Raw genomic sequence first — 21558 nt, forward strand, 5'->3', positions numbered from 1 at the left:
ATGCGCTAACACCTGTTAACGGTCAGTAAAGGAGCTGAAATGAATCCGTATATCGCAATGATGAAAAAGAAACCTTTGATTGTCGCCCTGGAAATCATTTTGGGCCTAAGCTGCGCGACGCTCCAGGCTGCACCCGGCACAGAGCAGCCGGAACAACAGGCGCAGTCCGAAGCTACCGATACTGCCGACAAACCGGCTAAAGCCAAGGTGAAGGCCAAAGCCGATAACACGGAAGAGCTAGGCGCGGTGGAAGTGGAAGAAGACGGCCGCGGCAAGAATTTGATCGGTATTGCACCGTCGGCTTCGCAAGGCGAAGTCAGCCAGAAGCAATTCGAATACCGGCCGTTCTCGCGTAACGGCGAATTGGTCGAAGTAGTACCCGGTGCCGTCGCCACCCAGCACAGCGGCTCCGGCAAGGCCAACCAATACTTCCTGCGCGGCTTTAACCTGGACCACGGTACCGATTTTACGACCTACGTCGACGGTATTCCGATGAACATGACTACCCACGCCCACGGCCAAGGTTATATGGACATCAACAGCATCATTCCGGAGCTGGTGAAAAAAGTCGAATACGGTAAGGGTCCGTATTACGCGGAAGTGGGGGACTTCTCGGCGGCCGGTTACGCCAAAATGTTCAGTATGGACAGGCTGGATAAAGGCATCGCCAAATTTACCGCCGGTTCGTTTGATTACTACCGAACGCTGGTGGCCAACTCCCATAAACTCGGCGACGGCGATTTGCTGTATGCCGGCGAATTCAATCTGTACGACGGCGTCTGGGAAGTGCCGGAAGATTCGAAAAAATTCAACGGCCAGCTGCGCTACACGCTGGATCGCGGCGATTGGGGTATGGCAATCAACGGTAAGGCCTATACCAACAGCTGGACAGCCACCAATCAGATACCGCAGGCTTCCATCGATAATCGCGAGATTGGTTTGTATGGCAGCATGGACCCCACCGATGGCGGCGAGACCAACCGTTACAGCGTGTCCGGCAGCTTCTGGAACCAAGGCGATAACTGGAAAAACGATGCCAATATTTATGCGGTCTATACCGACTTGAATTTGTTTTCCAACTTCAGCGGTTTTACCCGCGGCGACGGCGGCGACCAGATTTTGCAGTCCGAGCGGCGCGTGCAAACCGGGGGGCATTTCGAACACACCCGCTATAACAAGCTGTTCGGGTTTGAAATGGACAACAGCATTGGCGTGCAATTTCGTAACGACCAGATCATGGACTTAGGTCTATACGAAACCACAGCTCGGCAGATCGTCAATACCGTCAGCAAGAGCAATGTCGGGGTGACCACCGTGGGCACCTATTTCAAAAACACCACGCACTGGCACGATAAAGTTCGCACCATTGCCGGTTTGCGCGGCGATTTCATCAATAATGAGGTTGAGGTTTTGGCCAGCGGCAGCGGCACAGCCGAGACTAACGCCGCCAACTCCGGCAGCCGCGGCAAAGCCATGATCAGTCCGAAGCTGAGTCTGGTGGTCGGTCCTTGGTACAACACCGAATACTTCGCGAATATCGGTTACGGCTATCACTCCAACGATGCGCGCGGCACCACGCTGCAAGTACATCCAGTGACCGGCACCGATTTGGACCCGGACGGCAATATGGTTAGCCCGCGGATTCGCCCGGCGGCGTGGTCGCGCGGTGGTGAAGTTGGTGCACGCACTAATTTCATTCCCGGTTTGAACAGTACCGTTGCCTTGTGGTGGCTGCAATCCAGCGAAGAGTTGGTGTTCGTCGGCGATGCCGGTACTACCGAAGTCAATGGTAAATCGCAACGTTACGGTATCGAGTTTACCAACTACTACAAACCCACCGAATGGCTGACGCTGGACGCCGATTATGCGCTGACCACCGCGCAATTCAATAAAGCCCCGGACGGTGCCACCAATAAATTCATCCCTAATTCGGTGGGCCGGGTGATCAGTGCCGGTGCTCTGATCGAAGCGCCCAACGGCCTGTTCGGTACCTTGCGGTTTCGACACTTCGGCAGCGTGCCGTTGGATGAATCAGGTGCAGTCTGGGCCGGCGATACCAATATCGTTAACCTGGGTGCGGGCTATAAGCAAAAGCAATACAAGTTCGAGATCGATATCTTCAACATCCTGGGTTCGCAAAGCAACGATATTGCCTACAACTACGAATACAACTATCCGAACGGCGTCGCCGGGGCTGGCTTGATGAAACATCCGGTAGAACCGCGCATGGTACGCGGCACCATCACGGTCAATTTTTAAGGATAGCGTGATGATATTTCGCACCTTTAAAGATGGACGATGGCTGATGGCGGCATTGTTGATGTGCCAATCGGCCTGGGTTTGCGCGCATCCGCCGGGCCTGAGCTCGCTGGATGTGACGATTAAACCCGCACAAATCGACGCCAAGGTGACTTTTGCGTTGCAAGACATCGAAGCCTTCGCGCCGATGGATGGCGATTTGGACGCGGAAGTGACCGATGCCGAGCGTGAAGCGGCCAAGCCCAATATTGCCAAACTGCTAGCCGCGCAACTGCGCGTCAGTGTCGATAGCCGGGATGTTCTGCCCAGCGAACCTGGGCAGGTTAGCTTCGACGATCAAAATAATGCGCGTGTCGAACTGCACTATACGGCCGTGGCGCAAACGGCTTTGTTGCTACAGTCGAAGTTTTTGGCTTTGCTGCCCGATGGTCATCAGCAGTATTTGACGCTCAGGGACGCCAACGGCAAAGCGCTTACCGAGAAAATGCTGGGCAAACACGACGATCAAATCAGTTTACCAATCGCCAGCGCCGCGGCAGCGGAGTCCCCCCAAGCTCCGTTCGCGGCGTTTGGCGATTTTTTTAAGCTGGGCATGGAACACATCGTCACCGGTTACGACCACCTGTTGTTTTTGTTCGCGTTGCTGGCGGTGACGCATAGTTTCTGGCCGGCGCTAAAGATCATCACGTTTTTCACGATAGCCCATTCCATCACCCTGGCCTGCGCCGGACTTAACTTGATCGAGCTGCCCAGCAGTTTCGTCGAGCCGTTCATTGCCGCGACGATTATCTATGTGGGCGTGGAGAACATCATCCGCGGCGACCACCCCAAGGGCCGGCACTGGCTGACCTTTGGCTTTGGTTTGATCCACGGCTTTGGTTTTGCCGGCGTGTTGCAGGAAATGGATATTAGCTCCGGCGACACCGGCATCTTAATGCCTTTGCTGTCGTTCAACTTAGGCATAGAAACGGGGCAAATCGCCGTCGCCGCTATCGTGTTGCCGATGATCTGGTGGCTGAATAATAAAGTCGAGACTGCCGACAAGTTTCTAAAAGCCGGCTCCATTGCTGTCAGCTTGATGGGCGCATTCTGGTTGGTGGAGCGAACCATGCTGTAAATACAACCGAATGGCGGGATCCAAGCCCGCCGTTGCTGCCTCAAGGCCACCTAAACTGGCCTGATTCAATCCTGATCCAAAAAAATGGTTCATCCGAGCCACGGATTGCTATTGCCTGTCGTTTGGGTAAAGCGGTGATGGGTTTTCAGGTAAGCGTCTGAGTAAAAAAGATTTTTTAATAAAACAACAACAATTTTATAGAGGAGGAAGGCCGTGGAACTCACCCATACACTAGAACAAATTCTGTACATGATCTCGTCGTCGCTCTACCTGCCGGTATTGCTGATCGTCACTTTGCTGGCCGCTTATTCGGTCTATGTCTGCGGTCGTTTGGCGCAGGAATGGCTGGAACGACGCAAAGCCGGCTCGCGTACCGTGCGCCTATTCAATCTCGATCTGGCCGTCGCGCTGGGGCGCCAGCAACGCGCCAATGCCGCGCCGCTGGACGTGGAATTGGAGTTGCTGCTGCAAACCCACGAACATCGGCAATTGATCAAGTTGGACCAAGTTCGCTTTGTCATTAAATTGGGGCCGGCGCTGGGCTTGATGGGCACTTTGATTCCGATGGGTATTTCCCTGGCTGCCTTGGCACAAGGCAATATTCCCAGTATGGCCGGCAGCATGGTCACCGCGTTTACCGCCACCGTGACCGGTTTGGGCTGCGGCGTGATTACCTATCTGGTTGCGTTAGTGCGTGAACAATGGCTGCGCGCCGATTTTGCCGCCATGCGCCATCAGGCCGAACTGGCTGCCAGCCGGGTTTTGGATGCGCAGGATTTGGCAATCGAGGAGGACGGCCATGCGCTATCTGAGACGCTCTAGTTTGCATCGCAATAGCGAACCGCTGGAAGACCCGATTGCCGGCGTCGCCAATCTGTTCGATGCCAGCGTGGTATTCATCGTCAGCATGATGGTGGCCTTGTTCATGGCCTACAACATGCTGGATTTGATGAACCCGGAATCGACCGTAACGATGACCAAGGAAAACGCCGATGGCACCATGGAAATCGTCAGCAAGAAAGGCTCGCAAATCAAAGTATCCAAAGTCACCGACCGCAAACTCAGCGGTTCCGGCGAACGCTTGGGTACCGCCTATCGCTTGAACGACGGTAAGGTGGTTTATGTACCGGAATAAAATGTGGGCCTATCTGCTGGCGCTTGGCTTAATGCTGCTGTCTGGGCCGGTGTTTGCCGAGTCGGCGACACTGAATTTGAGCCTGATTCTCGGCGATTTGGATTCACAAACTGCCGTCGAAGCGACCGCCAAACTGCAAAACGATCCGCTGTTAAAAGGCGTGTCGATCCGCGTCTATTCCAGCTCTAAACTCGCGCAAGCCGATAACGCTGAATTGCAAAAATCTAACTTAGTGTTGGCGCAAATCACCGGCCGCGGCATTCTGCGCGAAGGCGGCGACGTCTTTAAACAGATCGCCGCTAACGGTGGCAAGCTGTATGCGGTCGGTTTGAGTTACGACGCCGATTTCGCCGATTACGGGCTGCAACTGGACAAAGCCTTGCAAGCCTATATGTCGGCGGGCGGCGCCGACAATGCCGCCAACATGATCCGGCTGGCCTTGGCCAAATTCAAAAACGTCCAGGCCGACATCGCGCCGCCGCAAGCTCAGCCGGAAATCGGCGCCTTCGACGTGCGCAGCAAGCAATTGTTCGCGGATTTTGATAGCTACCAAAAAGCTTACGCGGGTTTCAAAGCAGGCCAACCGTGGATAGCCATTTTGTTCTATCGCTCCTCGGCGCTGTCCGGGCAAACCGATACGGTAAAAACCTTGGCCGAAAATCTGGAGGCCAAAGGCTACAACGTACTGCCTGTGTTCGGCTACCCGTACGACAAAACTCTGGAAAAAATGCTGATCAATGCCGACGGCAAATCCCGGGTCGAAGCCATCGCCGCGCTAGCCTTGAAGATCGGCGCCAGCCCGGACAAAACCGTACCGACGCTGACGCGTTTGGGGGTGCCGGTGTTAAACGGCATTGCCTTGAATAGCCAAAGCCAGACGCAATGGACCGAGTCCGCAACTGGTCTGGACGTCATGGAGCGGGCCTGGCAAGTGGCCTTGCCGGAATTCGCCGGCGAAATCGCCCCGACCGTGGTCGCCAGCAAGGAGAGCGTACACGACAAGATCACCGGCCAGGATTTCGTCCGCGAAACCCCAATCCCGGAACGCATCGCCCGCTACGCCGACCGCCTGGACAAGTGGGTGAAATTGCGCAGTACCGGCAACGCCGACAAAAAAGTCGCCTTGATGTACTACAACTACCCGCCGGGCAAGGAGAACATCGGTGCCTCCTATTTGAACGTGTTGCCGGAATCGTTGCTGCAAATCTTGGAGAGACTGCGTAAGGAAGGGTATCAATTGGGCAATGCGCCGCAAGATGGCGAAGCGTTGAAAGCCGCTGTCAAAAATCACGGCATCAATCTGGGTAACTGGGAACCCGGCGCGATAGCCGAAGCGGCCGCCAGTGGGCGCGCGGTGTTGTTGCCGATTGAAGATTACCAAAAATGGTTCACCGCTTTGCCGGAAACCTTTAAAGCCGCCATGCTCAAGTCTTGGGGCAAACCGGAAGACAGCAAAATCGGCGCCTGGACCGATAGCAAAGGCCAACGCTTTTTGGTGCTGCCGGCGCTGCAATACGGCAACTTGCTGTTAGCACCGCAACCGTCTCGCGGCTGGGAGCAGGACATCAAGAAACTCTACCACGACGTGACCATGCCGCCACACCACCAATACGTCGCGTTCTACTTATGGCTGCAAAAAGGCTTCGGCGCCAACGCGATGATTCACCTAGGCACTCACGCCACCCACGAATGGCTGTCCGGCAAGGAAGTCGGCTTCACCGCTGCCGATCCCGGAGAGATTCTGATGGCCGACGTGCCGCAAATTTATCCTTACATCATGGACGACGTCGGCGAAGCCTTGCAGGCCAAGCGCCGGGCCATGGCGACCATTATTTCGCATATGACGCCGCCGCTGGACAAGGCCGACTTGAATCCGGAGCTAGCCAAATTGGCCGGGCTGATGGACGACTACAACGTCGCCGCCCAAAAGAGCGAGCAACTGGCCAAGATCAGGCTGGATGAAATCAATCAAATCGCCGGCAAGGCCGGGCTTTTAAAAGATCTGAAAATGGAGCGAGCAGAAACCGGCGACCAGTTGGAAGAACTGGAACACTATCTGAAGGAAATCCGCGAGAAAAAAGTGCCGATGGGCTTGCATACCTTTGGCAAGGCGCCGGACGAAGCAACCCGCTTGCGTTTTGCCGAAGCCATCGTGTCGCGCGACACCAAGCTGAAAGGTGAGGCCCGCAAGCAGAAAATCCAGGCCATGGCCAACATCATAGCCGACAGCGCCAACGCCGAAATGGACGCGCTGATGGATGCGCTGGCCGGCCGCTATATCGCAGCCGGCAGCGGCGGCGACCCGTTGCGTAACCCGGACGCGTTGCCGACCGGCAAGGATTTGTACGGTTTCGATCCGTCGCGGATTCCCAGCGAGTCGGTTTATAACGAAGGCGCACGACTGGCGGAGCAAGTGGTCGCCGATTTCAAAAAGCAGCACGGCCACTATCCGGAGCGGCTGGTATTCAATTTGTGGGGCGTGGAAAGCTCGCGCCACGAAGGCGTGATGGAAGCCGAGATCATGCATCTGCTCGGCGTCAAACCGCATTGGGATGAGCGGGGCCGCACCCAGGGCGTTGATGTGATTGCCCGCGAGCAATTGGGTCGGCCGCGTGTCGATGTCACCATCATTCCGTCCGGTTTGTATCGGGATTTGTTCGCCTCAGTCATCAAATTGCTGGATCAGGCCGAAACCAAGGCTCAGGAACAAGACGAGCCGGATAATCCGTTGCGTCGGCATATCCAGGAAACCCAAGCGGAATTGATGAAGCGCGGTTTAAAGCCCGAGGAAGCGTTGGACATGGCCTCGGCGCGCTTGTTCAGCGTACCGTCCGGCGCGTACGGTACCAATCTGGATCGGGCGATTCCGCTGTCCAACACCTGGACCGACGAAAAACAACTGGCCGACGTGTTCTTCAACCGCATGCACCACGTTTACGGTCGCGGCCATTGGGGCGAAGCAGCCAGCAAGGACGCGACGCTGGCGGTGGACTTATTCAAAATGTCGTTAAAGGATACCGACGCGGTGATCCACAGCCGCTCTAGTAACGTCTACGCCAGCCTGGACGGCGACGACTTCTTCCAATATCTGGGCGGCACCGCGATGGCGGCAAGGCAGGTCAACGGCAAAATCCCGGAAGTGTTGGTCGCCGATTTGGCCGACCCGACCGCTGCCAAGACCATGAGCCTGGAGCGCTATCAGGGCCGGGAGATGCAGAGCCGCTACCTGAACCCGAAATGGATCGAGTCGATGTTGAAAGAAGGCTATGCCGGGGCGCGTTTCATCAACATGGTCGCGGAAAATCTGTGGGGTTGGCAGGTGACGGTGCCGGAAGCGGTCGGCGCCGAAAAATGGCAAGCCATGTACGAAACCTACGTCGAGGACAAATACCAGTTGGACATCCAGAAAAAGTTCGAGCAAGCCGACAATTTGCTGGCCTATCAAGCGATGGTGGATCGGATGCTGGTGGCTATCAACAAAGGCTACTGGAAAGCCGATCCGGCGGTGAAAGCCAAGCTGGAACAAGTTAACAAGGAAGTCATTGCCAAAGCTGGCGTGGCCTGCAACAAGGACACTTGCAGCAGCCCGGAAATCACCAAGCTAGCCGAACAACAGGATGCAGCCAAGGCTGCGAAAGCAGCGGCGCCGGGGGCGCAAGCCCAACCACCGGCATCCGTAGCGGCTCAGTCACAGCCGCAGCCCATACAGAGTCAGCCGCAATCGCAACAGCCACCCGCGCAGTCTCAAGCGCAAACAGCACCGGACGCCGCCAAGCCTCTGGAAGGCTATGAGATGGAAGAGAAGAAAGCCGCCAGCGACAGCGCCGAGCAACAGCAACCGTTAAGTTCGGCGCAAAGCTGGTGGTTGAGTTTCGCGATCTTGCTGTTATTTGTTGCCGGTTATCTGCGCGGTAGTTGGGAGCATCGCGAGCAAAAAACATAGAGGTCGACTGGAAAAACTTTGGTTTTGTCGTTCCAGCCAAGGCGGTAACCCAGGAAAGTCGGAATTCTGGATCCCCGCTTTCGCGGGGATGATGGCTGCAGGGAATTTAGGGGGCTCACTTAGACCCGATATGAATAATAGCGTGGCGCATCGGAGGGGAAACTCAAGAAGTGGCCTGCTCTTGATGTAAGAAGAATTAAAAATAAATCTAACATGACCATGAAGCGCCGTTTTTTTAAAGGTGCATTACCGGAGGAATCGACTTTGTCTCGTTTACACGTAATAACGCTGTTGGCTTTGACCAATTTGGCTTACAGCAATCAAATCCTGGCAGAAGATAGCGACCAAAGTGTCGTGGGGCCAGCCGAAACCGCTAAGACCGACAATCCGGCTAGCAACAATGACTCGCTGGGCACGATGGTGGTTACAGCTACTCGCTCGGAAATCAGTGCAGCGATGGCGCCGGCCAATGTCAGTGTGATTACTGCTGAAACTACCGAAAACCGCCTGACCCAACGTATCGGTGACGCCTTGAAGGATGTGCCGGGGGTGTATTTACGTGGCAGTGCTTATGGCACCAGTTTCCCGGGCTCCAGTGTTAGCTCGTCTGCATTCCATGGCATCAGCGGTACGAATCGATCTTTATTTTTAGTTGATGGGCTGCCGGTAAACAATGCCAATTCAGGGCTGGTTGACTGGAATATCCTAAATATGGATGACGCTCAGCAAGTGGAATATGTACCCGGGCCATTTTCAGCACTTTATGGTAGTGGCGCGATGGGCGGTGTACTCAATGTGATCTCCAAAGTACCCACTAAACGCGAAGGACGTCTGTCATTTGGTGCCGGTGGCGCAGCTGTTGACCAATGGGGCATTAAAGGCCGTTACCGGGATCGTTTCGAAAACGGCGTGGGGATTTCCGTGACCTTCAACCACATGGATAGCGATAACTGGGCGGTGTCGGATTACGTGACGGCTTCGCCGGCTAGCTTTACGCCATCGGCGACAGCGATACCGAATGCGGTAGTAAGAGCGAATACGGCTACCGCGTTAAGAAACGCCGCGACACCGGTATTCGGCGCCATACCGACCACAACCACCCAAGGCGGTTCGACCTATATCGTCGGTGATAAAGGGGAACGCCCTTGGGAGCAGAACACCGCGTCCTTACATCTTTATTACGATTTGACTGAGCGCACCGAGATTGATGGGGGAATGAGCTGGAGTCGGAGCGAAACAAGCGCAGGGACATTTAACAGCTATTTAACCACTGCCGGAGGCTCGCCAATAGCAATTGCTACCGGAAACCCCTCTGTCACTTCAGTTGCCAGTGTGGCCGGCCTAGCGCAAAGCAATAACTTGAATTTGAATGGCCAGCGCCTTTCTGTCTATGAGCAGCAGTTCTTGCATTTTCTGCCGTCAGTGGAAGACACTCGTCGTTATTTTGCTCACCTGAAACATGATTTTGGGCATGACGTGAAATTGAATGTCGATTTTCAATACATGGATCACGAGACTTATTCACCCAGCCCAAACAGCGCGGCGTTCGACGATACCTTGAGCGGTGGAAGAGGCCAATTAACCGTCACGCCTAGCCAACGGATCGACGGTAACGTGGCATTGCGCTTCCCGTTTTTGTGGGATCAACGTAACTTTGTCACGGTCGGTTTTGGCGCAAACCATAACAATTTGGAAGGTCAAAAACGTTTGGCCTTAAGTAATTGGCAAGATTGGTCCTCAGTGACGAATACTGTTTACGATGGTAAGGGCGAGTCGAGTATTTACTCAGCCTTTATTCAGGACGAAATTTGGCTGCGTAAAAACGTAATTGCTCATCTGGGTGTGCGTTATGACGACTGGTCCACATCAGGCTCCATCGTACAAAAGGCCACGGTCACTTCGACAGGTACTACCACTAACCTGACGCAAAGTTACAGCGAGCGTTCAGTGTCGCAATTTAATCCCAAATTTAGTTTGACCTGGTTGCCGGCAGATGGCTACAAGCTGTTTGCTTCAACAGGTTGGGCATTTCGTCCACCCACCAACTCGGATTTGTATTCGACATCGCAAACGGCTAGCGGCAGTGTTTTTACCTTGACGCAAGCGGGGCCAGATTTAAAACCAGAGACCATGTATTCATGGGAAGTTGGCGGAGAGGCAACCCCCATTGAGGGCACAACTATTGCCGCCACCTATTTTCATCACTACATTTCTGATTTGATTTACCGTAAAGATACGACGTTAAGCGCAACCAATCGGCTCCAAGAACGGCAAAATGCTGGTGAAGCTGAGGTTGAAGGCGTGGAGGCCAAATTAAGGCAGAAATTGTATTGGGACTGGCTGCACTTTACGGGAACCTATACTTTAAACGACTCGATAATTACCAAGAACGAGGCGAATCCGCTTTCTGTCGGCAAGCAGATGGTGTTATTGCCGGAGACAATGTTCAGTGGCGGGTTGGATGTCAAATATGAGCAATGGAGCGGTGGCATTATTGGACGCTATGTTAGCCAGCAATATACGAACGACCAAAACCTGGATCAGGTGACCAACGTTCCCGGCAGTTATGACCCTTATTTTCTGGTCGATACCCGTATCGCCTATCAGGCGACGAAAAATATCGATCTGTCGTTTTCGGTAAACAATCTATTGGACCGGGAATATTCCTCTTTTTACCAACAAGCCGGCCGCACGGTTTATGGGGAAGTGTCTTACAGCTTCTAATGTGAGTGAATGTTGTTCCCGCCGCAACCAGCTCCGGATATTCCCAAACCGAGTATCCGGAGTAATGGCTATTTGCAGGTTATAGCGCTCGCTTAGCGTGCACAGTTCACAAAAATTGGCGATGTAAGCGCTGGCTTTGCCGTCTTCATCTGTTCTTAATCTTTTCCTAATCAAGACTTAAACATTGCTCTCTAGAATCAACTCATAGATGAATTATTCTCGATAAAGGGGATTTATGTTTAGAGTGGCAAGTGTCGTTGTAATTAGTCTGTTGGTTTCGCCGTTAGCGATGGCTGATGGGCATGGGCGAGGTCATCACAAACATCACCACCATGACCGGTACGTCGAGGTCGAGCGGGTGTATGTACCGGAGCGGGTTGTGCAATACGTCCCGGCACCGCCGCCTGCACCGCGCTACGACAGTAACGACCAACGATCTACTCAGGGCTTGGTAGGCGGCGCGTTAGGCAGTGTAGCGGGTTACGAAATGAGTAGAGGCGATCCGTTGGGAGCCGGCATCGGTGCCGCCGCGGGCGCTTGGATCGGCAACAGTATGAGTCGTTAATAGGCTACCGCCAATTAATTAACCGGCTTTGAATTTTTGGATGCTCATGCGACAGGAGGACAAAATGAGAATAAAAAATGGTAAAAAATATCAACAAGAGCAATACAGTAGAGTGGAAAAGTTATTGAATGTATTGTTGTTTTTTGTCGTTGTCTATTACAGCTACTATGTGTTGTCTTTCTCCCAAATGGGCGCTTGAGATTACTGGCAGTAGCGGTTTATTGTCAGTCTGCGTTCCCTTTATACAGTCCGGATAAGCAAACGCTAGATCAAATCAAAACCCTGCAAGGTGCAAGACTTGCAGGGTTTTTTATTGCCCGTTGTTGGACAATATCGAAGATGTGTCTAATAAATTGCAGTTCCGGAAAAACTGCCCGTCTATCAGTTCTTGATAAGATTGATGTTTCGGAGATTCAATCCCAGCCCTTGAATGCGCTGGCTGTGCTTAGTTTATTGATTACCTGTTCAAGCCGTTGACAATGCTGAACCCAGCTGATAGCTTTGCTGTCTGGCACTCACCAATATCGAGTGCTAACGGAATTTGGGGGATGACGTGGCTGGCGGACAAGATTTAAACGAAAGATCGCTGTATTTATTGAAAACCTTGGTTGAGCGGTATATCCAGGACGGCCAGCCTGTTGGTTCGCGATTGTTGTCTAAAGATCCGCAACTAAAGCTTAGTCCTGCCAGTATTCGCAATGTGATGGCGGATCTGGAAGAAATGGGCTTGATCCATTCCCCGCACACCTCCGCTGGCCGAGTGCCAACCGTGAGTGGCTACCGTTTGTTCGTCGACAGTTTGTTAACGGTCAAGCCTTTGGCATCCAGCGAGTTGGATCAACTGCAACATGGCTTGAAAGGAGAGGCGGATAAGGCTAGCGACGTGTTGAGCAAGGCCTCTAAATTGCTGTCGGACGTGACGAGGATGGCCGGCGTGGTGACTTTGCCCCGCAGAGAAAGCGTCACCTTGCGGCACATCGAATTTCTGCCGATGTCCAACACCCGGGTGTTGGTGATTTTCGTCACCGACGACCAGGAAGTGCACAACAAAATCATTCATACCCACAAGCAATTCAGTCCTGCGGAATTACAACAGGCTGCCAACTATTTGAATTCGGTTTATTCCGGCCGCAGCTTGGCGAAAATTCGCGATTTGATCGTGCGGGAGATGGAGCACGATCAGCGGCAGGTCAATCAAGGCATGATGGACGCGGTGAACATGGCGCAGCTCACCTTCAGCGAACAACCCAACGACGATTATGTATTAAGCGGCGAAACCAACCTAATGGGTTTTTCCGAGTTGTCGGACATGGAGCGTCTTAAACAGTTGTTCGAAGCTTTTAGCCAAAAGCGTGGCGTCATCCATTTATTGGATCAGTGTCTACAGGCCGAAGGTGTGCAGATTTTTATCGGTGAAGAATCCGGCTATAGCGCATTCGATCATTGTAGCTTGGTGACGGCGCCTTATTCAGTGAATGACGAAGTGGTTGGGGTGTTGGGTGTGATTGGACCGACCCGCATGGCTTACGAAAAAGTGATTCCGTTCGTGGATGTGACGGCAAAATTATTGGGCGCGGCCTTGAATCCCAAATAAATGGCCCTATCGTTAGGCCAACAAAAAAATTTAGAACCATGGAGTAAGTAATGAGTCATCAGCAATCTAGCCACGAACCACAATCGGATAGCGATTTGATCGCCGAAGTCTTGGAGCAAACCAAGCCAATGGACACCGACGAACAGCCAGCCGAAGTGTCTGGTACCAGCGCCGCAGTCACTGTGGAAGCCTTGCAGGAACAATTGGAACAAGCCCAACAACAGGCTGCCGCCAATCTGGATAAAGCCATCCGCACCATGGCCGAGATGGAAAATTTAAAAAAACGCGTGCAAAAAGACTTGGACGACGAACGCAAATACGGTCTGGCGAAATTTGCGAAAGAATTGCTGAGTGTTTTGGATAGTCTGGAATTAGGCCTGCAAGCGGCGAACGGCGATAGCCCGGAAATAGTGAAATTGCGCGAAGGCAGCGAATTGACCATCAAACAATTCGAGTCGGTATTTGCCAAGTTTAATATCGAAACCGTCGACCCCATCGGTCAAGTGTTCAATCCGGAATTGCACCAGGCCATGGTGATGCAACCCAGCGCCACCGCCCAACCCAATACCGTGTTAAACGTCTTCCAAAAAGGTTATGTATTGAACGGCCGTTTATTGCGCCCTGCCATGGTGGTGGTGGCCAAAGCCGACGATAAACCAGCCGATAGCGCAAAAATCGATGAGCAGGCTTGAAATTAAGACGATCAACCGCATATCGCTAACAACTTTTTAATTTATTACCAAATCAAGTCTGGAGAATATCAATGGGCAAAATGATCGGCATCGATTTAGGAACCACTAACTCCTGCGTAGCAGTCCTGGAAAACGGCACCGCGCGGGTTATCGAAAACAGCGAAGGCGCGCGCACCACGCCTTCCATTATCGCTTTCACCGGCGACAACGAAGTATTGGTCGGTCAATCGGCTAAACGTCAGGCGGTCACCAACCCTGAAAATACCTTGTTCGCGATCAAACGCTTGATCGGCCGCCGTTTTAAAGAAGACGCGGTACAAAAAGACATCAAAATGGTGCCTTATAAAATTATGGAAGCCAACAACGGTGACGCTTGGGTGGAATGTCACGGTAAAAAAATGGCGCCGCCAGAAGTATCGTCACGGGTGCTGATGAAGCTGAAAAAAGACGCGGAAGCGTTTTTGGGCGAAGAAGTCACAGAAGCGGTTATCACCGTGCCTGCGTACTTTAACGACTCGCAACGTCAAGCGACTAAAGACGCCGGACGTATCGCTGGTTTGGACGTCAAACGTATTATCAACGAGCCGACTGCGGCCGCGTTGGCGTTCGGTATGGACAAACCAAAAGGCGACACCACCATCGCTGTTTACGATTTGGGCGGCGGAACCTTCGATATTTCCATTATCGAAATTGCCGAAATCGAAGGTGAACACCAATTCGAAGTATTAGCCACCAACGGCGATACTTTCCTGGGTGGTGAAGACTTTGACTTGCGCATAATCGATTTCCTGGCTGGAGAATTCAAACGCGACAGCGGCATTGATTTGCACAACGATCCATTGGCGTTGCAACGTCTGAAAGAAGCGGCAGAAAAAGCCAAAATTGAGCTGTCATCAGCGGAACAAACCGACATTAACCTGCCTTACATCACGGCCGATGCGTCAGGTCCGAAGCACTTGAATGTGAAACTGACTCGCGCCAAACTCGAGTCCCTGGTTGACGAACTGATCGAACGGACCAAAGGTCCTTGCTTGCAAGCGATTAAAGATGCCGGTATTTCGACATCTAAAATCAACGATGTAATTCTGGTGGGCGGTCAAACCCGGATGCCGAAAGTGCAAGCCTTCGTCAAAGAACTTTTCGGCAAAGAGCCACGCAAAGACGTTAACCCTGATGAAGCGGTAGCTCTGGGTGCGGCAATTCAAGCCGGCGTATTGGGCGGCGACGTCAAAGACGTATTGTTGCTGGACGTTACGCCACTGTCTTTGGGTATCGAAACCCTGGGCGGCGTGATGACCAAATTGATCGAGAAAAACACCACGATCCCAACCAATGCGTCGCAAACCTTCTCGACTGCGGACGACAACCAAACTGCGGTCACCGTGCACGTGTTGCAAGGTGAGCGGGAAGTTGCTGCGGGTAATAAATCTTTGGGTCGTTTTGACTTGCAGGACATTCCGCCAGCGCCGCGCGGCATTCCGCAAATCGAAGTGTCGTTCGACATCGACGCCAACGGTATCTTGAACGTATCGGCGAAAGACAAAGCCACCGGCAAGAAACAATCCATTGTGATTAAAGCCTCCAGTGGTTTGTCGGATGACGAAGTCGAACGCATGATCAAGGATGCCGAAGCGCACGCGGACGAAGACCGCAAACTGAAAGAACTGGTGTCGGCACGTAACTCGGCGGAAGGCATGATCCACGCCACCGAAAAATCCCTGAAGGAATTGGGCGACCAAGTCGGCGGCGACGAAAAATCGGCTATCGAATCGGCGATTAGAGATCTGCAAGCAGTGCTCAAATCTGACGATAAAGATGCGATTGAAGCGAAAACCCATGCCTTGACCGAGCTGTCCGGCAAATTAGCCGAGCGCGTTTACGCACAGAAAGGTGCTGAAGGCGGTGCTGAGGCCGGACATGCCGCAGGCGCTGCGGAAGCTGCCGCGGAGCATGATCACAATGTGGTCGATGCCGAATTTGAAGAAGTTAAGGACGATAAAAAGTAAAGACTATACCCGTTCTCCTCTCCACGGCGGAGAGGGGTGAGGCGAAGGTGTATGCTATGCTGGTATCATCCCTCATTCCTTTAATTCAACACCTACTTATAACCGCCGGTTAGCGCCGGCGGTTTTTCTCGTTATGGCAAAAGAAGACTTTTACAAACTGCTGGAACTGGATCGCAACGCGAGCGAAGCCGAGATCAAGAAGAGCTATCGCAAGATGGCGATGAAATTTCATCCCGACAGAAATAAGGACAATCCGGAAGAGGCGGAGAAGAAATTCAAGCTGGTTAAGGAAGCATACGAGATTTTGTCCGACCCCAAAAAGCGTGCGGCTTACGATCAATTTGGGCATGCCGGTGTCGATTCGTCGATGGGCGGCGGTCGAGGTGGATTTAGCGGGGCGGAGAATTTTAGCGATATCTTCGGCGACGTGTTTGGGGATATTTTCGGAGGCGGTCGGCAGCAGCGCAGCAGCGTGCAACGCGGTGCCGATTTGCGCTACAACCTTGAACTGACCCTGGAAGAAGCGGTGGGCGGTACTGAAGCGACCGTCAAAGTGCCGGTATTGGTGGCTTGCGTTGAGTGTAACGGCAGCGGCGCTAAAAAGGGCAGCAGCCCGGTCACCTGTAATACCTGTCATGGTCACGGCCAAGTCAGGATGCAACAAGGTTTTTTCTCGGTACAACAAACCTGTCCGACTTGTCGGGGTACCGGCAAACAAATCAAGGATCCTTGCCCGAAATGTTACGGCCAAGGCCGCGTGCAGGAAACCAAGACTTTAAACGTCAAAGTCCCGGCCGGTGTCGATACCGGTGACCGGATTCGTTTGGCTGGAGAGGGCGAAGCCGGTGCGAACGGCGGGCCAGCGGGGGACTTGTATGTACAGGTGCAGGTCAAGGATCATCCGATCTTCACCCGCGATGGTGCGAATCTTTACTGCGAAGTGCCAATCAGTTTCCCGATGGCCTGTTTGGGTGGCGAGTTGGAAGTACCTACGCTCGACGGCAAGGTGATGTTGAAAATTCCGCCGGAAACCCAAACCGGACGCATGTTCCGTTTGCGCGGTAAAGGCGTGAAACCGGTCAGGGGCGGCGCGGTCGGCGACCTGTTGTGCAAAGTGCAACTGGAAACACCGGTGCATCTGACCAAAGATCAAAAAGCCATGATCGAGAAGTTGGGCGAATCCTTATCCGGCGGCGGCAAACACCACAGTCCGCAAGAGCATGGCTGGATGGATGGTGTTAAAAACTTCTTCGATAAATTAACAGGCTAACTCATGGTAAGGATCGCGGTAGTTGGCGCTTCCGGGCGTATGGGCTTATGTCTGCTGAAAGCTGCGCTGTCGGCGGAAAGCGCCGAGTTAACGGTAGCGGTATCCCGTCCGGATAGTTTGGCAATCGGCAAGGATGCCGGCGAACTGGCCGGTGTGGCGGCGGCTGGTATTAAAGTCGGCGATGATCTGGTAGCACTGGCGGACCAATTTGATGTATTGATCGACTTTACCCGACCCGACGCGTCGATGGATTACATAGAAATCTGTCGGCAAGCTGGCAAGAAAATAGTAATCGGCACTACCGGTTACAGCGATGCGCAAAAAGCCGCGATTGCCGAGGCTGCCAAGGATGTCGCAATTGTCATCGCGCCAAATTTCAGTGTCGGCGTCAATCTGTCTTTAAAGTTGCTGGAGATGACCGCCAAGGTGATGGGCGATTACACTGACATCGAAGTGATTGAGGCGCATCACAGGCACAAAGTCGATGCGCCGTCCGGTACCGCGTTGCGGATGGGCGAGGTAGTCGCCGCTGCGTTGGGACGCGATCTGAAAGACTGCGCCATCTACGGTCGTGAAGGCGATACAGGTGCTCGCGACCGCAAAACCATCGGCTTTTCCACCATCCGGGCCGGCGATATAGTCGGCGAGCACACCGTGATGTTTGCCGACGAAGGCGAGCGGGTGGAAATTACCCATAAAGCCACCAGCCGCATGACCTTCGCCAACGGTGCGGTAAGAGCAGCAACGTGGCTGGCTGACAAACAGAACGGCCTGTTCGATATGCAGGATGTACTGGGTTTGAAAGGCTAAGCCGCCCCAAACCCAGCCTACAGACCAGTGAATCAGGTAAGTCTTATATTCGTAGAGGCGTTACCTCGCCAGTCAGTTTATAATGCCAGTAATCCGCAATAACCTGAGCATGATCGAAAGCCAGCAGGCTTGGCAGATTGTCAAAATTGAACAGTCCGTAGTTTTTCGCATCGTCCGCAGCCATTGGCGTACCATGGGCTTGCGCCAGGTAGACGGCGGTGACAGTGTGATTGCGCGGGTCGCGTTGCGGATTGGAGTAAAGACCCAGCAATACGGTTAGTTCCACATCCAGGCTGGTTTCTTCCTTGGCTTCGCGGATTGCCGCGTGCTCAAGCGTTTCGCCGACATCGACAAAGCCGCCAGGTACCGCCCAGCCGTAGGGTGGGTATTTCCGCTCTATCAACACGAAGGGGCGCTGTGGATGATCGATCAATTCGATCAAAATATCGGCGGCTAATAACGGTGTGATCGGCTTTGCCATGGTCTTCCTGATAATGATGAGTTTTAGCGCATAGAAAATATGAGTGTTCTGCTAAATTTAACCATGTTTTCAAGCGTTGCTGAAATTCTCGATTCTTTTTCCTCGACAAATTAATCATGAATTAATCCGCTTTTCATATCATCCCGGCTGCTTTACGCGGCGCTTTTAAAGTCGAATTAAATTTCCAAGAAGTAAAACATGAATGAGTTTATTCCCGGCCAACGCTGGATTAGTAATACCGAATCCGAATTGGGTTTAGGTATGGTGATGGATGCTGAATTTAACCGTGTCACCGTATTGTTTTTAGCGACCGGCGACCGGCGGGTTTACGCCAGAGATAACGCGCCTTTGACCCGGGTGCAGTTCAACGAAGGCGATGTGATCGAATCGGCGGATTTCGCGAAGATTAGCGTGCAGCAGGTGCAGCAGCACAACGGTTTGTTGACCTACATAGGTGTTGATGAAGACGGTCAGTTGCAGCAAATCGATGAGATGGAGCTTAACCATCATATTCAATTTAACAAACCGCAAGATCGTTTATTTACCGGTCAATTCGACCCGACAGCCTGGTTTTTACTGCGCTACGAAACCTGGCGACGTCAGCAACAGCATCAGCAAGCGGCTACCAAAGGTCTACAGGGCGCGCGAGCGTCACTGATTCCGCATCAGCTCTATATTGCCCATCAAGCCGCCAGCCGAGCCTTGCCGCGCATCATGCTGGCCGACGAAGTGGGTCTGGGGAAAACCATAGAAGCGGGTTTGATCATTCAGCATCGCTTGATCAACGGCTTAAGCAAACGCGTGTTGATTTTGGTGCCGGAGAGCCTGCTGCATCAATGGTTGGTGGAGATGCTGCGGCGCTTTAATCTGCGCTTCAGTATTTTCGACGAAAGCCGTTGCTTTGCCAGTCCGGACGAGAACCCGTTTCTTAGCGAGCAATTGGTACTTTGCAGCCAGCGCTTTTTTGCCGATTCTCCGCATCGTCAGCAACAAGCCTTGGAGGCCGGTTGGGATCTGGTGGTGGTCGACGAAGCGCATCATCTGGAATGGAGCGAAGACGCACCCAGCGCTGATTATTTGTTTGTCGAGCAATTAGCTCTGGCGTCTCCCGGTCTGATTCTGTTGACCGCTACGCCCGAGCAATTGGGTAAGGAAAGTCATTTTGCGCGGTTGCGCTTGCTTGACCCCGACCGTTTTTATCGTTTCGAACAGTTTTTGCGCGAAGAAAGCCAGTTTGAACCGGTGGCACGACTGGCGAATTTGCTGATTTCCGGCGCAGCGCTGGATGCCGAACAGCAGGAGCAATTGAAAAATCTATTAAAACAGGACAATGTCGACACACTGCTGCAACAGGTCAACGACACTCAAACTAATGCTCGGGAAGAACTGATCAAGTTGTTGCTCGATCATCATGGCACCGGACGGATTTTGTTCCGAAACTCTCGGCAAACCGTGCAGGGCTTTCCGGATCGGCAACGCCATGCTTATCCGCTGCAAGGTGAAGACACGGCGGATTTAGCCAACAGCCCTTATCTGCATTGGCTGGTTGTGCAGTTGAAAGCCCTGGGCGACGAAAAAGCCTTGTTGATCTGCAAACGCGCGGAAACCGCAATCCAGCTGGAGCAATTATTACGGCAGCACGTTGGGCATACCGCAGCGGTGTTTCATGAAGGCATGAGTATCGTCGAGCGGGATCGGGCGGCGGCGTTTTTTGCCGACGAAGAAAGTCGCGCGCAAGTGTTGATTTGTTCGGAGATCGGTAGCGAAGGCCGCAACTTTCAATTCGTGCGTCATCTGTTCTTGTTCGACTTGCCTGAAAATCCCGATTTGCTCCAACAACGCATCGGCCGACTGGATCGAATCGGCCAAAAGCACGTGATTCAAATTCATATTCCTTATTTGCTCGATAGTGCTCAGCACGTGTTATTCCGCTGGTACGACGAGGGCCTGGACGCATTCCGGCATAACTGTTCGGGTGCCGCGCAAGTTCTGAAATTGCTTGGCGAAACCCGCGATAACGCGTTGCTTAGCCGCGATGCGGCGGCAGTGGAGGCCTTGATCGCCAACACGAAGGCCTTGAACAGTCAGGTGGAAGAAGAGCTGCATAAAGGCCGCGATTTGCTGTTGGAGCTAAATTCTTGCCGCCCGCAAGAAGCCGCGCGTCTGGTGGACGAGATCACGGCCGGCGAACGCGACGGTAGTTTATGGCCGTTTATGGAAGCGATGTTCGATTGTTATGGTGTCGATGTCGAAGATCATTCGCGCGATTGCCATATCCTGTGGCCCAGCGAAAATCTGCGCATCGCCCATTTCCCGATGTTGCAAGACGACGGTTTGACGGTAACCGTCAATCGTGACATCGCGTTGGCCAGGGAAGACATGCAATTTCTCACCGCCGAGCATCCGATGGTGTTGTCGGCCATGGATTTAGTGTTGTCCAGCGAGACCGGCAATGCCGCAGTGAGTGTGGTCAAGCATCCGCAACTGAAAGCCGGCCAATTCCTGCTGGAGCTGTTGTTTGTTGCGGAATGCAGCGCGCCCGCCGAATTACAAATCGGCCGGTTTTTACCGCACACGCCGCTACGCGTGTTAGTCGATCAGCATAAAAAAGATCTAACGCTTGTTATCAGCCACGACAGCTTGATTGAGACCGGCGATAGCTTCGATAAGGCGCAAATCAGCCAATTTTTGAACAGTCAACGCCAGCATATTCAGGACATGATCAAAGTCGCGGAGCAGTTGGCGAGCGCGCAGATGCAGAAATTGGTAGCAGAAAGCAGTAACCTGATGATTGCGACCTTAACCGGCGAAATCAAGCGTTTGGTACGGCTGAAAAAGATCAACCCCGGCATCAAGGAGCAGGAAATAGAGCAACTCAAGGAAATGACCATGCTCTCGCACGAAAGCATACAGGAAACTCAGTTGCGGCTGGACGCGGTGCGATTTGTTATTACCAGCTAGC

At 53.1% G+C, this 21558-nt stretch carries 14 protein-coding genes; 13 read left to right on the top strand and 1 reads right to left on the bottom strand.

From position 1 onward, the window contains the following. Positions 1-39: 39 nt before the first annotated feature. From G006_RS0121215 to dapB, 12 genes are all read left to right on the top strand, one after another. Positions 40-2259 carry a TonB-dependent receptor gene (locus G006_RS0121215; RefSeq protein WP_020485230.1) on the top strand — a complete coding sequence of 740 codons (2220 nt, stop codon included), beginning with the start codon at positions 40-42 and terminating at the stop codon, positions 2257-2259. 10 nt (positions 2260-2269) lie between these two features. Beyond that, positions 2270-3376 (top strand): HupE/UreJ family protein, encoded by a 1107-nt coding sequence (locus G006_RS0121220; RefSeq protein ID WP_020485231.1) that lies wholly within the window; start codon positions 2270-2272, stop codon positions 3374-3376. 213 nt (positions 3377-3589) lie between these two features. After that, a complete protein-coding gene (locus G006_RS26180; RefSeq protein WP_200860482.1) occupies positions 3590-4198 on the top strand; it encodes a MotA/TolQ/ExbB proton channel family protein in 609 nt (202 codons plus the stop codon). Beyond that, a complete protein-coding gene (locus G006_RS0121230; protein WP_026147208.1) occupies positions 4176-4511 on the top strand; it encodes a DUF2149 domain-containing protein in 336 nt (111 codons plus the stop codon). Before G006_RS26180 ends, G006_RS0121230 begins: the two co-directional genes overlap by 23 nt. Next, complete coding sequence (locus G006_RS0121235; protein WP_026147209.1) at positions 4498-8454, top strand: cobaltochelatase subunit CobN; 3957 nt, start codon at positions 4498-4500, stop codon at positions 8452-8454. The genes G006_RS0121230 and G006_RS0121235 overlap by 14 nt, the downstream gene beginning before the upstream one ends. 264 nt (positions 8455-8718) lie before the next feature. Next, positions 8719-11178: a TonB-dependent receptor gene (locus G006_RS0121240; protein ID WP_160167692.1), complete on the top strand. Its 2460-nt coding sequence runs from the start codon at positions 8719-8721 to the stop codon at positions 11176-11178. 235 nt (positions 11179-11413) lie between these two features. Beyond that, complete coding sequence (locus G006_RS0121245; RefSeq protein ID WP_026147210.1) at positions 11414-11743, top strand: glycine zipper 2TM domain-containing protein; 330 nt, start codon at positions 11414-11416, stop codon at positions 11741-11743. A 553-nt stretch (positions 11744-12296) separates the two neighbouring features. Further along, the gene (hrcA, locus tag G006_RS0121255; protein WP_020485238.1) at positions 12297-13337 is read left to right on the top strand and encodes a heat-inducible transcriptional repressor HrcA; all 1041 of its coding nucleotides are present in this window, start codon (positions 12297-12299) and stop codon (positions 13335-13337) included. Positions 13338-13387: 50 nt separating this feature from the next. After that, positions 13388-14029, top strand: coding sequence for a nucleotide exchange factor GrpE (grpE, locus tag G006_RS0121260; protein ID WP_020485239.1), 642 nt, complete (start codon positions 13388-13390; stop codon positions 14027-14029). A gap of 71 nt (positions 14030-14100) precedes the next feature. Next, on the top strand, positions 14101-16035 hold the full coding sequence (gene dnaK, locus G006_RS0121265; protein WP_020485240.1) for a molecular chaperone DnaK: 1935 nt from the start codon (positions 14101-14103) through the stop codon (positions 16033-16035). Between the two features lie 133 nt (positions 16036-16168). Further along, complete coding sequence (dnaJ, locus tag G006_RS0121270) at positions 16169-17305, top strand: molecular chaperone DnaJ (RefSeq protein ID WP_020485241.1); 1137 nt, start codon at positions 16169-16171, stop codon at positions 17303-17305. Between the two features lie 3 nt (positions 17306-17308). Next, on the top strand, positions 17309-18115 hold the full coding sequence (gene dapB / locus G006_RS0121275; RefSeq protein WP_026147211.1) for a 4-hydroxy-tetrahydrodipicolinate reductase: 807 nt from the start codon (positions 17309-17311) through the stop codon (positions 18113-18115). Positions 18116-18158: 43 nt separating this feature from the next. Here dapB and G006_RS0121280 read toward each other — a convergent pair whose 3' ends face one another. Continuing rightward, positions 18159-18596, bottom strand: coding sequence for an NUDIX domain-containing protein (locus tag G006_RS0121280; protein ID WP_020485243.1), 438 nt, complete (start codon positions 18594-18596; stop codon positions 18159-18161). Positions 18597-18794: 198 nt separating this feature from the next. On the opposite strand from G006_RS0121280, the gene rapA reads away from it, so the two are divergent. Next, positions 18795-21557, top strand: a complete 2763-nt coding sequence (gene rapA / locus G006_RS0121285; RefSeq protein WP_020485244.1) for an RNA polymerase-associated protein RapA — start codon at positions 18795-18797, stop codon at positions 21555-21557. Position 21558 lies beyond the last annotated feature (1 nt).

This window comes from Methylomonas sp. MK1 (assembly GCF_000365425.1).
Lineage (GTDB): Bacteria > Pseudomonadota > Gammaproteobacteria > Methylococcales > Methylomonadaceae > Methylomonas.

Coding starts and splice junctions, on each gene's coding strand:
- G006_RS0121215 (WP_020485230.1), top strand. CDS start 40: ATGAATCCGTATATCGCAATGATGAAAAAGAAACCTTTGATTGTCGCC.
- G006_RS0121220 (WP_020485231.1), top strand. CDS start 2,270: ATGATATTTCGCACCTTTAAAGATGGACGATGGCTGATGGCGGCATTG.
- G006_RS0121230 (WP_026147208.1), top strand. CDS start 4,176: ATGCGCTATCTGAGACGCTCTAGTTTGCATCGCAATAGCGAACCGCTG.
- G006_RS0121235 (WP_026147209.1), top strand. CDS start 4,498: ATGTACCGGAATAAAATGTGGGCCTATCTGCTGGCGCTTGGCTTAATG.
- G006_RS0121245 (WP_026147210.1), top strand. CDS start 11,414: ATGTTTAGAGTGGCAAGTGTCGTTGTAATTAGTCTGTTGGTTTCGCCG.
- grpE (WP_020485239.1), top strand. CDS start 13,388: ATGAGTCATCAGCAATCTAGCCACGAACCACAATCGGATAGCGATTTG.
- dnaK (WP_020485240.1), top strand. CDS start 14,101: ATGGGCAAAATGATCGGCATCGATTTAGGAACCACTAACTCCTGCGTA.
- dnaJ (WP_020485241.1), top strand. CDS start 16,169: ATGGCAAAAGAAGACTTTTACAAACTGCTGGAACTGGATCGCAACGCG.
- dapB (WP_026147211.1), top strand. CDS start 17,309: ATGGTAAGGATCGCGGTAGTTGGCGCTTCCGGGCGTATGGGCTTATGT.
- G006_RS0121280 (WP_020485243.1), bottom strand. CDS start 18,596: ATGGCAAAGCCGATCACACCGTTATTAGCCGCCGATATTTTGATCGAA.
- rapA (WP_020485244.1), top strand. CDS start 18,795: ATGAATGAGTTTATTCCCGGCCAACGCTGGATTAGTAATACCGAATCC.